Annotated in this window: 12 protein-coding genes and 3 pseudogenes; 3 read left to right on the forward strand and 12 right to left on the reverse strand. The window is 60.3% G+C overall.

Annotation, left to right across the window (positions count from 1 at the left end):
* The first annotated feature begins 213 nt into the window (after positions 1–213).
* Positions 214–450, forward strand: a complete 237-nt coding sequence (locus tag IFR23_RS13020; RefSeq protein ID WP_192976290.1) for a hypothetical protein — start codon at positions 214–216, stop codon at positions 448–450.
* A gap of 336 nt (positions 451–786) precedes the next feature.
* On the opposite strand, the gene IFR23_RS13025 is transcribed toward IFR23_RS13020, so the two are convergent.
* The 7 genes and pseudogenes from IFR23_RS13025 to IFR23_RS13055 all read right to left on the reverse strand — a co-directional run.
* Positions 787–1179: a hypothetical protein gene (locus IFR23_RS13025; RefSeq protein ID WP_192976291.1), complete on the reverse strand. Its 393-nt coding sequence runs from the start codon at positions 1177–1179 to the stop codon at positions 787–789.
* 384 nt (positions 1180–1563) lie between these two features.
* Positions 1564–1899: a hypothetical protein gene (locus IFR23_RS13030; RefSeq protein ID WP_192976292.1), complete on the reverse strand. Its 336-nt coding sequence runs from the start codon at positions 1897–1899 to the stop codon at positions 1564–1566.
* 78 nt (positions 1900–1977) lie between these two features.
* Positions 1978–2187 (reverse strand): annotated as a pseudogene (locus IFR23_RS20620) (hypothetical protein); the annotation flags it as partial.
* Positions 2188–2467: 280 nt separating this feature from the next.
* Positions 2468–3503: pseudogene (locus IFR23_RS13040) on the reverse strand (IS110 family transposase).
* A 377-nt stretch (positions 3504–3880) separates the two neighbouring features.
* On the reverse strand, positions 3881–4717 hold the full coding sequence (locus IFR23_RS13045; RefSeq protein WP_192976293.1) for a helix-turn-helix domain-containing protein: 837 nt from the start codon (positions 4715–4717) through the stop codon (positions 3881–3883).
* A 447-nt stretch (positions 4718–5164) separates the two neighbouring features.
* Positions 5165–6196 carry a replication initiator protein A gene (locus tag IFR23_RS13050; protein ID WP_192976294.1) on the reverse strand — a complete coding sequence of 344 codons (1032 nt, stop codon included), beginning with the start codon at positions 6194–6196 and terminating at the stop codon, positions 5165–5167.
* Between the two features lie 574 nt (positions 6197–6770).
* Positions 6771–6979 (reverse strand): annotated as a pseudogene (locus IFR23_RS13055) (transposase); the annotation flags it as partial.
* A gap of 252 nt (positions 6980–7231) precedes the next feature.
* Between IFR23_RS13055 and IFR23_RS13060 the strand changes: the two are divergent.
* On the forward strand, positions 7232–8539 hold the full coding sequence (locus IFR23_RS13060; RefSeq protein ID WP_192976296.1) for a sugar transferase: 1308 nt from the start codon (positions 7232–7234) through the stop codon (positions 8537–8539).
* Here the strand turns inward: IFR23_RS13060 and IFR23_RS20625 are convergent, their stop codons facing one another.
* From IFR23_RS20625 to asnB, 5 genes are all read right to left on the reverse strand, one after another.
* Entirely contained in the window at positions 8540–8974 is a 435-nt protein-coding gene (locus IFR23_RS20625) for a DnaJ domain-containing protein (RefSeq protein ID WP_192976297.1), read from the reverse strand. It lies immediately after the preceding gene.
* Positions 8971–9981 carry a M48 family metalloprotease gene (locus IFR23_RS13070; RefSeq protein WP_192976298.1) on the reverse strand — a complete coding sequence of 337 codons (1011 nt, stop codon included), beginning with the start codon at positions 9979–9981 and terminating at the stop codon, positions 8971–8973. Before IFR23_RS13070 ends, IFR23_RS20625 begins: the two co-directional genes overlap by 4 nt.
* Before the next feature lie 80 nt (positions 9982–10061).
* Positions 10062–10295 (reverse strand): hypothetical protein, encoded by a 234-nt coding sequence (locus IFR23_RS13075; RefSeq protein ID WP_192976299.1) that lies wholly within the window; start codon positions 10293–10295, stop codon positions 10062–10064.
* Positions 10296–10545: 250 nt separating this feature from the next.
* Entirely contained in the window at positions 10546–11541 is a 996-nt protein-coding gene (locus IFR23_RS13080; RefSeq protein WP_192976300.1) for an SDR family NAD(P)-dependent oxidoreductase, read from the reverse strand.
* An 87-nt stretch (positions 11542–11628) separates the two neighbouring features.
* Positions 11629–13590: an asparagine synthase (glutamine-hydrolyzing) gene (asnB, locus tag IFR23_RS13085; RefSeq protein WP_192976301.1), complete on the reverse strand. Its 1962-nt coding sequence runs from the start codon at positions 13588–13590 to the stop codon at positions 11629–11631.
* A gap of 206 nt (positions 13591–13796) precedes the next feature.
* On the opposite strand from asnB, the gene IFR23_RS13090 reads away from it, so the two are divergent.
* Complete coding sequence (locus IFR23_RS13090) at positions 13797–14648, forward strand: class I SAM-dependent methyltransferase (RefSeq protein ID WP_192976302.1); 852 nt, start codon at positions 13797–13799, stop codon at positions 14646–14648.
* Positions 14649–14724 lie beyond the last annotated feature (76 nt).

Genomic DNA, 14724 nt, shown 5'->3' on the forward strand with positions numbered 1-14724 from the left:
CCGTCTTCTTCTCTGCCGTCGCGCTCGCGGCCACTGTCATCTTCTGGCTATGACCAATGAGTCCTGACCCTAGCCGGAACAGAGTCCAATTAGTGCACAATAAGCTTATTTATGCCATAGTAATTAGACCGTCGGCCTGGCCTCACCGACCCTCGTCGATGCGGTGATGATCAAGAGTGAGGCTCAAAGCGGTTCAGGGAAATTAGTCGGCTGATGGATATCGCCAAATTTGATGCACGATATCCGACACCGGGGCACGCTGCCGCAGCGGAACGACGGGAACGATTGCCTGCCTGCGATCGGGCGCGCTTCGACTATCTTCGAGGGTGCCGAGAACGAGCAATTCGGGCCCTGAAAATTGCCGAAAACGATGACGACCGATCTTACAATCGCGAATCCATAGAAATGGTCGATCGCGGAATTGCGAAGCTTGAACGCCGCTGGAGATGAAGCGAACCAATGCTTCTGCTGTGGAGCCATAAGGTCGTTTGATTTTAAAATCGGTAGCCCGCAGGCCTGCAGTGTGGGGCGTAAGCGACGTCCTGAACGACGATCAGGCAGTTGAAGCCTGCCGCCAAATTGACCGGGCAGTTAAGGCCATAAAACAAATTGGGTCGTAATAACGATTGGCCACCAACACCCGAACTGGCTGTGGACGGCTTACATGCTTGGCCAAAACGATTTTCTTGCGACAAAATCAACAGTTACGCGTTAATGGAATCAGTCGCGACGGGTGGTCCTTTAACGTGCTCGTCACACGCATTCGTCGCGACATTGCATATCGTTTTAGTTTAATTTATCGCTTAGTTGTCGCGGCAGGTTGAGCTTTCCCAGGGCGCCTCCCTGCCGCGACGCATCCCAGATTAGCTCCCGGACGTCGCCTTGATTGTGGCTGTTACGGCCTCTGCCTGCTTCAACGCCGCCAGTTGCTCCACTGCCGTTGCTGCATACCGCGCTGCCAGTAGACCGCGTTCCGCCAGCGACGTCGCCAAGCGCACGCGCGCTGCGTTCCCGAGACAGGAACGGAAGCACGAGTTCGGCCGTCGACGCGATCCGGTCATAAGCGGCCTGAGCTCGATCGATCGCGGATCCGATATGCGCAGCTTGCCCGGTCGAGATCGTCGCGCAGCTGGCGAGCATCGACGGCGCGCATAGCGCCGTGGACAGCAATTTGTTCATAGCGATCTTTTCGAAGATTCTGCCTGATCCTCAGGCGGGGGCGTTTGGGCCGGTCAGGCAAAGGCGCAGTTCGCGCAGTTCGCGACTTCAATGGATGGTAAAGAAACGACAGCGCGATTTGTCGGGCGAAAGCGTAGGGAAAAGTTCTCTGTGGGGGGTGACTATGTTTGGCAGCGATGTGAAAGTTTGGACGCCCCACATAGGGTTATCGTCCGCGTCCCAAGTATATCTCTTCAATGGGAATGGCTTTGAGCCTCTTACACTGACATCGGCGCCCGTAGCTCATCGGGAGCGGCGGAATGACCGCCCTTCGGTCGATGCCGCGCGCACTGATTCATAGCCAGCCTCCCGCGATTAGCGCCTCCTGAAACGACATCGCCAACCCTACCACTTTTTCGGCGCGATCAATCCCGTTGATGATCCGTCGCGCCGAGGTGAACTGCTGCGAGGTTGCGACGCCCTGGCAGGCACGTAGCGTGCGAACTTATGCCGCCCGACCTTATCGCCAGCGAACCAATTCTCGGACATCCCCCGGGCCATGATGCGCGCGGAGATTTCGGTCTCGAGCGCACGGTCGAAGTAGGCGAGTAGCGCCCCCTTTAGCCCGAGTTGGGCGTCCTCGATCTCGTAGCTGCCGTCCCACGTCAGCTGGACGTCGCCGCTGTTCGACCGCTCCTGGACGGTCAGCGCGGCGAGCGCCCGGTAAGCATCGCCTCGCACGTCAACACCAGCTAGCCGCCGCTCTCGCCGCGGGCGAGAGCGCGCGAATCCGCCACCCGTCACGCCCCACCGTTTTCAGCGATTGTAGAGCGGCCCTTCGACAGGCTCAGGACAGGCTTTTGCTGGCCGTAGTGCTGGGTGCATCACGCTAGCGCAGCCATTGCGGTTCACGAAAACGATGCCGCTCAATACCCGCCGGTCGTCAATTCACGGCTTGCCATGGCTCGTTGGGAAATATGGCCGCAGGCGCGCCATCTGCTCCTCCGCCAACCCGTACAGGTCGCTCATCCTCAGTCCCCTCACGGAGCCTGAATCATCTGTGGACGCCCCTTCGGTTGCAAGCGGAGTTTGGAAGTTCTGACACGTAGTCGGATGCTGCCATCTGTCCGGCCTGTAATGCAGCGTAAGCCGCTAATCCGTATGGGAGTTCGCGGACCGGAACCACATCAGATTAACGTGCTCGAAGCACACTGATTCAGTCTGGTTCTTCCGGCCCCGTCTCGCCGACTGTTGTGCCATACCTTCCTTCGTCCGACTGCGCCCTCCGACGCCTCTAGCCCGCCTTGGCTTACGCCGCAGCCGCGACCGGAGCTCTGTAATCCTCTTGCTTGATCAGCAATGCCCAAACGGTGCGCGCCATCTTGTTGGCGAGCGCGACCGTAACCAGCATACGCGGTTTTCGCGCGAGCATGCTTTCGAGCCATGAGCCCGCCGGTGCTCCGCGCTTGCTCGCCTGAAGCACAACCGCGCCGCTACCGATGATGAGCAGACGCCGCAGCGTTCGTTCTCCCATGCGCGAGATCGCGCCGAGCTTCTGCTTGCCACCGGTCGACATCTGTTTTGGCACTAACCCCAACCAGGTGGCGAAGTCGCGCCCCTTGGCGAAGGTTTCAGCGGGAGGAGCTATCGCCGCAATGGCCGTGGCGGTAATCGGACCAATGCCGGGAATGGTCATCAGCCGGCGCGCTACCTCGTCCTCGCGAGCACGACGCGCAATCTCCTTGTCGAGGACCGCTATTCGCTTGTCGAGTTCGGCCAACATGTCGACCATCATTGCGAACATCGGTCGCGCCGCCTCGGGCAGCGTTTCCCCGATCTTTCCGTCATCGAGCAGATCCGCCAGCATCGCGAGGTGGGCGGCACCCTTCGGAGCGACCCAGCCATATTCAGCCAGATGTCCGCGAAGCGCGTTCCCGAGCTGAGTGCGCTGCTTCACTGCGAGATCGCGCGTGCGGAACACCAGCGCGGCCGCCTGCTGTGCCTCGGTCTTCACCGCCACGAACCTGATGCTCGGTCGCTGAGCAGCCTCGCAAATCGCCTCAGCATCCACCGCATCGTTTCTATGTCGCTTCACATACGGTTTCACGTACGCTGGCGGGATCAAGCGCACCTCATGGCCCATCGCCGTCAGTTCGCGCGCCCAGTGATGCGCGCCGCCACATGCCTCCAGTGCCACCAGACAGCGTGGCTGCGCTCTAAAAAAGTTGAGGAACTTGCCACGGCGTGATCCTGCGGCTGAACATCGCCCGGCCGGCCGCGTCGGCACCATGCGCGTGAAAAACCTGCTTAGCGATATCAAGACCGATTGTGGTAACCTCTGTCACGTACGCCTCCCTCAGTGGTGCTCAACACCTCCACTATTGCACATCGATGCAGTCGGGGGGCGTCCACCCCATCAGATTGCACGTCTCACACCAATGAGTTCTGACCCTACATAGTGACGAGGCAACAGCCGAGAGAGGCTTGATGGCATGAGACGACATCAAACCAGCCGCCCCGTCCGTTGACGGTTCGACCTGTAGATGTCGCGTCGGATAAAACGCATCGCCGGCCGCTTGCTCCAGTTAGGGAGCATATGACGGCGCAGCCGGCATTCGGAATGCCCTTTTGCGATTCGTTGGATCGTGTTCGTTTGTCACTTCCGGTGTCGTCAGGCTGGTGCGCTGACCGGTTAGGTCGGCTCGATAGTAAAGTAATTATATTAATTTGGTAGTGGTTGCGGATTGTTTTGAGACTCGCGCTCGAGACGATCGATACCCGCGCCCAGCTTGGCAAGCATTTTGCCCAATTGCCCGCCGACCATCGCTGTGGCGAGCTCGTGGCACGACAGCCCCGCAACCATCGCCGCAACCTCGCCGGTGCGGTCGATCTCTCGCTGTACCACGTCATCGGGCAGGGGGGCCGGACGCATCCAGCGTGGCATGAAGCCCAGCACCCGCTGCGGCAGGGTAGGGCGGTACGCGTTGGAAGTCTGTCGATAGCGCGGTCCCGGCCCGTCCGCATCGACGCGCTTGAACCGGCGCTGACGGACGAGAAAACCGATATCTTCAAGGATATGGAGCGCGCGAGCGATGGTCGCCCGACCCAGGCTCGTCGTCATGGAGAGATGGTCGTAACTGGGGAAGACACGTCCCCGATTGAGACGGGCGAGTGTGAGTATCTCCTCATAGACCCGCACAGCGGCTGCGGTGAGCGTGACGATCCGGCGCTCGGCGGCGGTCAGGACGCGATCGCCGGCGCGGGCCTCGCGGCGCAGCTGGCGGCCTGCATCGAGCGTCCGACGAGCGATCCGCAGCAATTTATCGGTCTCGCCCTTAGCCGGTACCGCGAAGAACAGCTCTTCGAACGTTCCCGCTTCGATGCTGTCGCGCAGCACGAGCGCACCAGTCCGATGCGGCATGCGAGCGCGTCCAGCGCCTGACTGGGCGGTTAGGCGGGTGGTGGCTGCCACACCACGCGAGCCTGTGGGCGCGGCCATGCTCACGCCCGCCTTGCCGAGCGCCTTCGCGGTCGCCTGGCCCAGGGTAAAAACCGTCATCTTCCATCCCCTTGTCGGGGCTGGGACCAAGGCAAAAAGGGGCGTGGCGCGAAACGCGCATCCTTGAACCGAAGTTCGTGTCCGGCTATATGGAGGGGGTCTGACAGTGACCCCGGATCGACGTTTGGCGACGTCGCTCCATTTAAGCTTGGGATGCCCGGCCTCGTGCCGGGCTTTCCTTTATGGGGTCACAGCCGCTCCATCTTCGGTCGTGCCAGCATCAGCGCCGACATTCCCTATTTTTTGCAGCAAATTCTGGGGAGCGAAAGCACCTACGGTTCGTGCTTTCGAGTATCAAATACGAATTACTTTAAGTTTTTGCGTCGAAAGTTCGTGCTTTCGAGTATCAATTCACTCATTCATTCGTGCTTTCGAGTATGAATTGCTGTGCATGTTCGTGCTTTCGGATATCAATTCCGATGTAAATTCGTGCTTTCGAGTATGAATTCATGGTGCCTCGTTCGAATCGGGCAAATTTGAGTCGCGGCGTGATTCGGAAATCGAGTCGCGCAGGGATTCACGGACGACCTCGCGCGCCGTTTCCGTCGGCGGACCGATCGGCGGGCTCTCGGCAAGCAGCGCCGGACGCCGGGTAATCACGACCTTGACCGGGTTGCTCTTGCGGCCGCGCTTGACGGTGTCGACGACCGCATCGGGGTCGCTGACGGTCTCGATCAGCTCGAGCCGGTAATCCGGAATCGTGTCGGCACCGGCAATCTGTCGCAATGCCGCACGGAAGTTTGCGAGCGGATTCTGATAGCCGATTTGCAGGCGGAAGGTCGCGAGGTCGATCTCGAACCCGTCGCCATCACCGGTCGAACGGGCGACTTCGTAGATCCGCCGTTCGATCGGACCCAGTTGAAAATATGCCGCGGCATAGTCGAGCACATGCCTATCGAGCAGGATCGCCCGAAACAGCCAGTCGCAGAGCCGTACCTTGACCGCCTTCAACCGCCGTTCGCCGGCACGCGTCTTGTTATAATGCAGCTTTGCCTCTGACAACCATGAGAAAAAGCCTTCCTCGCCTTCGCCACCAGCCTCGATATTGGTCTTGATCTGCGTGCCCTGCAGCCGCTCCAGCGCCTCCGACAGCCGGCCGTAGGAGCGTGCGCTGTGATTGCTGCCGGTCACGCTGAACAGATCGTGCGCGGTAAACACGAAATCCTGCGCGACATCCTCGCCCGCCTCGAGCTTGGCGGCCATGAGGCTGGCAATGTAGAGCACGATCTCCTTGTCGTAGATCGTCGCCACGCCACTGGCGCTCGGGCGCACCTCGATCGTCACGGTATCGGTCTGATAGGAGAGCGGCCTCATCCACGCATTCTTGCTGAGTGCGAAGAACGGGAAGGCCATTAGCGATCGCTCGCCGCGGATCTCGCCGTACAAGGGACTGTCGAGCAGGAAGAGCTCGCCTTGGGGAATCCTGGACGGCGTCGTTTTGCCGTCCTTGGTGCGCTTTATGGTGGGCGGTCTGGTCATCCCGCATTCCTACTCGAAAGCACGAACTTTTGGCATCCTATCTCCTGCTACAAGGGGCAGAAGGCTCGTTACGCCCCCCCGGTTCGTGCTTTCGAGTAGAAATTCACCCACCCTTGTGAAGCAAATCGACTAACATCCGGCGTGGCGCCGGTTAGGCAATTCCACGCCTCTTTGTCGACATGTCGGACCCGCCACATGTCGATAATCGGTGGTTGTGATTCAACAGGTCGCTTCGAGCGGCGCTGACGGTGGTACGAATTCGTCAAATGCGTTTACTCGGTCGTATCTACGCTGATTTCTTGCCAGCCCGGAGCCAGATACTAGGGCTCGGACTTATTCACAGCCAGAAGGCGACAGCCGTTGCGAGGGCTACGGCTGAGAGGAAGTTGGCAGCGAGCTTGTCGTGACGAGTAGCTACGTGGCGGAAATCTTTCAGGTGGCAGAGGCGTTCACGATGAGGTGGCGGCCGCAGTATCGTTGTTTGTCGTAGCGAATGGTTCGCTTCCGGTTGCAGCGTCCAGAAATGACGGGGATAGCGCCTGCCCCGCGGAAAGAACGGCGCAAGCTATCGGCATCGTAGCGCCGATACATATAGCATCGACCCCGCCAACAGCTTCTTCAGCTGTTGGTTCTCATCCTTTAGCGTTCGCAATCGCGCCACCTCCGACACTGTCATCCCGCCGTACCTCGACTCCCAGTTGTAAAACGTCGCATCGCTGATCCCATGCTTGAGCACTGGTCGGACGTCTTTATGCCAGCCTCATTCTCGCACAGCCCCCCGATGACCTGATCCTCGGTAAATCGGCCTCACCGCATCACTCGTCTCCATCTGACGAGTTAAACTAACTTACCAACGGCATGATTTTTGGAGCAGGTCACGTCAACAGGAGATCGTTGCCTAATATGACGCAATAATTGTAAATACCACGGGTTGATCCCGGGCAGTGTCCGGCATAGTTCGCGGGTACACTCGACACGTAAGCTGGCAGAACCTCAGCTCCTGACGAAAAGATGGCTTGAGCCGGGGGGCTGAGTATGGGATGGCGTCTGTTGTTACGAAGTGATCATGTGAGATCGACGCGAGCGGGCCAAACGGAAGTTCGATTAGTGAAGCCACTGCTAATGGTGGCGCTGGCATCGTATTTTGTGCCGCTGGTCTCGCCCTTGATAGCGTCGGATACCCTCACTCTAAATCTCGCAAGTACTGTAAACACGCAACTTACCTCGTTGATCGCTGCGATCGCGGCGTTGTTCGTCTTTCGCCGCGTGACGGTCTACCCAGGCGCCCGCGCGTTCGGGTTCATCTTGCCTGCCTTCTCCACGACCTTCGGTGTTGCCGCGGCTGCGCTGCTGGTGTCGCGCGTCAGCTATAGCGGCTCGATGCTGCTGGCGGGCTATCTTGCATCGGTGGGCGTGACGTTCCTGCTAGGCTATTTCAACCAGCGTGCAGTGCCGCGGTGCATGTATTATGTCCCTGCCGGCAAGACCGGCATCGTCGATGACGCCCCCGACGTCGATTGGGTCAGGATGGTCGAGCCCATCGTCCCGGACGATCCCAACGCCTCGATCGTCGTCGATCTGCGCTCGGACCATTCGCCCGAATGGGAGCGGATGCTGGCGCAGGCAGCGCTCGCGGGGATACCTGTCTATCATACCAAGCAACTGCGTGAATCGCTGACGGGGCGCGTCCAGATCGAGCACCTGTCGGAGAACAGCTTCGGGTCGTTGTTGCCGGCGCTCGGCTATCGCGGCGTCAAGCGAACGATCGACATTGTCGTGAGCATCGTGCTGTTGCCCATCCTGGTGCTGCCGTTGACCATCGTTGCGCTTCTGGTGCGGGCAAGCTCGCCTGGGCCGATTCTGTTCCGCCAGCACCGGATGGGCTATCGCGGCATACCCTTCGACATGATCAAGTTCCGAACGATGGTGGAGCAGGCGACGACCACCGATGACGCTGCAGCGCGTCACTCGGCGATGACGCGCGACGCCGATGATCGCATCACCGATATCGGACGCTTTCTGCGCCGGTCGCGGATCGACGAACTGCCGCAGATCATCAACATCCTGCGCGGCGAGATGAGCTGGATCGGGCCGCGACCGGAAGCGGTGACGCTGTCGACTTGGTACGAGAGCGAGCTGCCCTTTTACGCCTATCGGCATATCGTGCGGCCCGGGATCACAGGGTGGGCACAGGTCAACCAAGGTCATGTGGCGGGGCTCGACGCCGTTCATGTCAAGCTTCACTATGATTTCTATTACATCAAATTCTTTTCGTCATGGCTCGATCTGCTGATTGCGATCCGTACCGTGGGGATCATGTTTACCGGTTTCGGCGCAAAATAGTCAGCCGACCAGGTTGAGGGCGCGCGCGACGATCACTGCGCTCGTGGTTGCAATTAGGAGCAATCGCCAGCAAATCTTGCGCCAAAAACGGGCGTGAGGATCGAGATGGAGGTGTGGCTGATGGGGCTGGGGTCGAGGCTGTGGATGGGGATGGCGCCCGTCATAGCGTCGGAGGCGATGCTGCAAGCTTCGTTGGCGTGCGAAGTGAAGCCGTTCGCTTTCGTGGAGAGCACGATCATGCGCCGTGCGTGCGGTGTCGTCGGACAGGCAACGATACGCTTGCTGTACCTCCTGCAAGCGTCCGGGCAGTTCACCTGCGCGGCGTGCGTGATCCGGATGGTGGTGCTTGGCAAGCCGTACGAAGGCAGCGCGGATATCGGTGGACGATGCGTCTCGCGTGACGCCTAGGACTTGATAGAAATCGCGCTGGTTCATTGGGTGTTTCGGGCATCGGCCAGCGCGTGCATAGCGGCGATGCGCTTGCCCGCGGAATTATGTGCGGCGAACAGGTCGATCCCCAGATCACCCCCGCTGACGCGCTCAAGCATCGCGACCCCACTGACGTGATCGAAGCCGGCGTCGATCATCAGTTCGCCCCCAAGCGCGTCTGCTTCGCGCTCCGTCTCGCGCACGATCCAGCCGCTTCGTCCCAGCGTGCGCCCCAGGCCATGCTTCACATTGCCACCCCGCATGATCGTCGCATGATGCAGGATGTTGTGTGCCATCTCATGCGCAATGACGAACGCCAGTTCATCGTCATTCCGAAGTCGCGACAGCAGACCGGTGGTGAGGAAGACATGACGTCCGTCGGCATAGGCGTTGCGCTGGTTCGAGCGTGCGAGATGAACATGTGTCGGGCAAGCGGGCAGGGGTGCCACGTTGACGATCGATACCATATTCCCGCGTAGCAGTGAGATCGCGAAGCGGTGCGTTTCGACACCCGCCAGCAGATCTTGAATGGTATCTACTCGCGCATGGGCAAGTGCCGCGTCGAACGGCGCGTAAGGCGCCATATCGGGGGGCAGGGCGCGCCCGTCGATTGCCAGCAGCACGTCTCCAGGACTTATCCCAGCCCTGTCCGCTGGACCGTCAGGCACCACCACGATCACGCCGGGCCCGCGATCGAGCGACTGTTCGGCAATCATGCCGGGCCGGTCGTTCAATTCGAATTGAGATAGATGTTGAAGCACGAGACCAAGATTGGGCTCTAGCGTCGTGCAGCGCGCTCGACCGGCAACCGCAAGGCGGAACGCGAACTGCTCAACGCGGGCATCCTCCTCGCGGCCGGGAATTGCCGTGGCTGGTGCGGCAGTAGCGACTGCCCCGAGAGCGGGTGTGCTATGCTCAGGCAAGGTCTGTGGGCGCGACCGACAATATGCCGGTTCAGCTGCAACGATCGCGAGAAAACTCATTGCCGCGAGTTTGAAGTTGATCGGAGACATGCGCGATCGAACGTGCCGACAAGAAAAAGGCCCGTAATGGCGTACCATCCGAGCCATTTCTCTACCGAAGGCCAGATGGCTTACGGGCTGTTGGGCGAATCGTCCGAATCTGCAGCGACATAGATGCCGACGCCGATTGCAACGACTGCAAGCGCGGCAATCAGGAAGCCACCGCCAGCAAGCGCGTTGTCGCCATCGACCGACTCGGTCGCGGGCTGGGTCAGCGGCGTACCGATAGGTGCTGCTGCTGCGATCGTCGGCGCCGCGACGAGCGAGAGCGCCGCCATGGCTGTGTAAAGCATCTTCAATTTCACGCCATTATCCTCTTTTAGGATTCAGAAGAACCTAATATTCCGAACGGCATAAACCGGAATAGGTTGCGTTGTCACGTAAAATCATCGTGGCATCACGGTGTCAGGAATCTTTGACACGTAAAATCCCGATCTCGTACCTTCGTGATCAAGTTCCCATCCGTCTCCGCCGAGATAAATCTTTTCGCCGTGTCGCCAGGTCGACAGTATTCGGGCGAAAGTTATGGCAATCGATTCTGCCCATCCGCACCGCTCAGAGTCCGTGGTACTCGCGATACCATTGTACGAAACGCGGCACGCCCTCGGCGATGGTGGTGCGGGGTTCGAAGCCCAGGTCGCGCTGGATCGCGCTGATGTCGGCAAAGGTATCGCGCACGTCGCCCGGCTGCATAGGTAGCAGGCGGCGCTCGGCGGGACGGCCGCAAGCCTGCTCGATCAGCGAGATCATCTCGCCGAGATCTTCCGAACGGCTGTTGCCGATATTGTAGATGCGGTGCGGGCTGACGCTGCCGCCTGCCTTGACCGTGCGATCGTCGACCGGCGGATTGTCCACGCAGGCGACGATGCCGGCGACAATGTCGTCGATATAGGTGAAGTCGCGGCGCATCCGGCCCTCGCCGAACACGTCGATCGGGCGACCTTCGAAGATCGCCTTGGTAAACAGCCACATCGCCATGTCGGGACGGCCCCAGGGGCCATAGACGGTGAAGAAGCGCAGCCCGGTCAGCGGGATACGGTACAGATGGGCGTAGGTCTCGCTCATCAGCTCATCCGCCTTCTTGGTGGCGGCATAGAGCGACAGCGGCTGGTCGACACGATCCTCGACGCGGAACGGCAGCGTGTCGTTGCCGCCATAGACCGAGGAGGAAGAGGCATAGACCATATGCTCGACCTTCCGGTGGCGGGCGATCTCGATCATGTTAAGATGCCCGGCGAGATTGGCCTGCAGATAGGCGCGCGGGTTCTCGATCGAATAGCGCACGCCGGCCTGCGCGCCGAGATGGACGATGCGGTCGAAGCGTTCACCGTCGAGCGCAGCCTCAAGCGCGACGTGATCGGAGAAGTCGACCTGCTTGAACGCAAAGCCATCTCCCAGCTTGCCCAGTTCGGCCAGCCGTGCATGCTTCAGCGTGACGTCGTAATACTCATTAAGACTGTCGATGCCGAGCACCGTATCGCCGCGGGCGAGCAGATGGCGGCTGACGTTGAAGCCGATGAACCCGGCCGCGCCGGTAACGAGAACGCGCATGCGGTCACTCCTGGAAATTCGAGATGGCTCTAGGGTGCCGCCCCGCAAACGGCAACGACGGGACGAGCGGGGATTGTCGCGGGGAGATCAGCGCGCGTGCCACTCGCGGGCCCAGGCCTGGAACATCAGCACGGCCCAAAGCGATCCGGTCCGATCGTGCGTGCCGGCGAGGTGTTCGGCCCACCGCGCGCGGATCGCGGCGACGTCGAGCGTCGGCTGCTCGGCAAGCGCGTCGGCCGACAGGAGCGAGTCCGCCCAGTCGCGCAGCGGTCCGCGCAGCCATGCGCCGATCGGGATCGCGAACCCCGCCTTGGGTCGCTCGATCAGCGCCTTGGGGACATAGCGATACAGGATCTGGCGCAGCGCCCATTTGCCTTGGCCGTCACGGACCTTGAACGCGAGCGGGGTGCGCCACGCCTGTTCGACGACGCGGTGGTCGAGCAGCGGAACGCGCGTCTCCAGGCTCGCCGCCATCGCCGCGCGATCGACCTTGGTCAGGATGTCGTTGGGTAGATAGGACTGCATGTCCCAGTGCATCATCTGCTCGGCCGCCTCGTCGCGGAGCACGGGCGGGGTATCGATCGACGCGGCGAGGCGAACGTCGGAGGTCAGCGGCAATGCGCCCGACCATTCCTCGCTGGAGGCGCGGTAGATGTCGGCGACCCCGACCGGCGTTTGCAGCATCCGGCCGACCTTGTGCACTTTGTCGCCGAGCATGCCGATGCGCGGTACCCCCGGGAGCCGGGTCAGCGCGTCCCAGCTCCCCGGCGACAACCGGGTGAGTGCCTTGCCGATGCCTGCCCGTAGCGGCGCTGGTACGCGCGCGGCCGCATCCCAGTAGCGGCGCGACACGAGGTAGCGGTTATAACCGCAGAACAACTCGTCGCCGCCATCGCCCGACAGCGCGACGGTGACCGACTGCCGCGTCAGCCGGCTGAGCAGAACGGTCGGGATCTGCGAGGAATCGGCAAACGGCTCGTCGTAGATCCGCGCGAGATCGGGGATCACCGCGCGCACGTCTTCGGCACCCACGTACATCTCGTGGTGATCGGTGCCGAGATGCGCGGCGACCGCGCGGGCATGCGGTGCCTCGTCGAACCCGGTTTCGGCAAAGCCGATCGTGAAGGTCTTCACGTCGGCGCTGGTGACGTTGCGCATCAATGCGACGATCGCCGAGGAATCGACGCCGCCCGACAGGAACGCGCCGACCGGCACGTCGGCGACCGTCTGGATCTTCACCGCCTCGGTCAGCCGCGCTTCGAGACCGGACAGCGCCTCGCTCTCGGTCATCGCCGGATCGGCGCCCGCCGCAACGACTGCGTCAAGCGACCAGTACCGGCGACATGTAACGCCGGGCGGCGATGTACCGTCTGCGGTTGGCGGCAATGCAGGCGGAGCGCCGAGCGCGTCGCGACGCAGCGTCACGATCACGCCGGGTTCCACCTTGTAGACATGTCGAAGGATCGACCAGGGGGCGGGCACGTAGTTGAAGCGCAAATAGAGCGACAGCACGTCGGGATCGACCGGGTTGGCGAAACCTGGTGCCGCGCGCAGCGCCTTCAGTTCGGACCCGAACACGAGCCCGACCTTGCTCCAGCCATAGAAGAGCGGCTTCTCGCCCATCCGGTCGCGCGCCAGCGACAGCGTGTGTTCGTGCCGATCCCACAGCGCGATCGCGAACATCCCGACCGCGCGCTCCAGTGTCGCGTCCAGGCCCCAGCGCGCGATACCGTGGACCAGCGTCTCGGTATCCGAATGCCCGCGCCACGCGATCGCTCCGGTCGCCTCGAGCTCCCGGCGCAGGTCGAGATGATTATAGATCTCGCCATTGAAGGCGATCATGTAGCGCCCGTCGGGCGACGCCATCGGCTGCGCGCCGGCCGGCGAGAGATCGATGATCGACAGGCGGCGATGCGACAGGGCGATACCGGCATCGGCATCCGACCATGCGCCCCCATCGTCGGGCCCACGGTGCGTCAATGCGTCAGCCATCGGTCGGGCGTCCGTAAGCGAGCGCGTCATGCTCCAGAAACCGGCTATTCCACACATGCGCTTTTGTCTCCTGTCCGCCCCGGCATACGCGTCCTGACGTGGTCGGAGCGGAGAGTTCAGAGCGGATAGAGTCGAGAAAGTCCAGATGAACCGAGAAAGACTTGCTAAGGAAGGGTTGGCGGAATTGCCCTGACTGCTAAGTTTGTCGGCGCGTTGGATTGGTCGTTGACACGCGATCGACGATGGAAGCTGAGGATGAGAACATGGGTGTTGCGTTTCACGAACTCAAATTTCTAACGATGGTAGCCAAAAACCGAGACTTGGGAGACGTCATTACGTTTGCACGCCAAGATTTGAATGTTTCGAAATATGATGTCGCAAAAGAATATGGATCGGATACCGTATTGGATGATTACCAATATGCTGACGATCTTATTAGGAAGAAGATGGGTGCCTCATCGGTTTCATCAATAGATAATTCCGATTATGAAGGCGCCAGTTATATAGAAAATCTGAACGACGATATAAAGCTGAAAAAGCAGTTCGATACAGTAATAGATTTTGGCACGTCCGAGCATATATTCGATATCGGTCAGGCTTTTAAAAATGCTATAAAACTGTGCAAAAAAGGTGGTAGAATAATTCATTCTCTGCCGTCAAACAGTGAGTGCGGGCATGGATTTTATCAAATTTCGCCAGAATTGTTTTTTTCTCTCTACTCCGAAAGAAACGGATTCAGGGATACGATAGTTTACGTTGCTGACTTGATGAATGAATCGTCATGGTACGCCGTGACGGCGCCCAGTGGTGGGCAGAGGGCGATGGCGAATTCGTTGTCCGCCACTTACATTTTGTGCGTCACCGAAAAATTTGCCGATACGGAATCTATATCCGTCCAGCAAAGCGACTATGTCCAGGCGTGGAAAGATGGATCGTCCGTGCGAAGGGGGCAAAGCGCGCTCAAGGACAGAATGAGAAAGATGTTCAAGGGATCGGTATTCGCCGGGACAGCGACGTTGATCTACCGAAGCATGTTCGCCGGAACCGGCCTCCACCGCGCAAACGTACATCTGAAGAAGGTCTCCATCGCATCGCAGATTGAACGATATCATTGACGTCGGCCGGCACGACGCGCGTAGGAGAAGTGGTCTTTTGCCTTTCCGGCTGAACTGGCGGTGCGGTCATGTGCGC

Source organism: Sphingomonas sp. CFBP 13603 (assembly GCF_014892665.1).
GTDB lineage: Bacteria > Pseudomonadota > Alphaproteobacteria > Sphingomonadales > Sphingomonadaceae > Sphingomonas.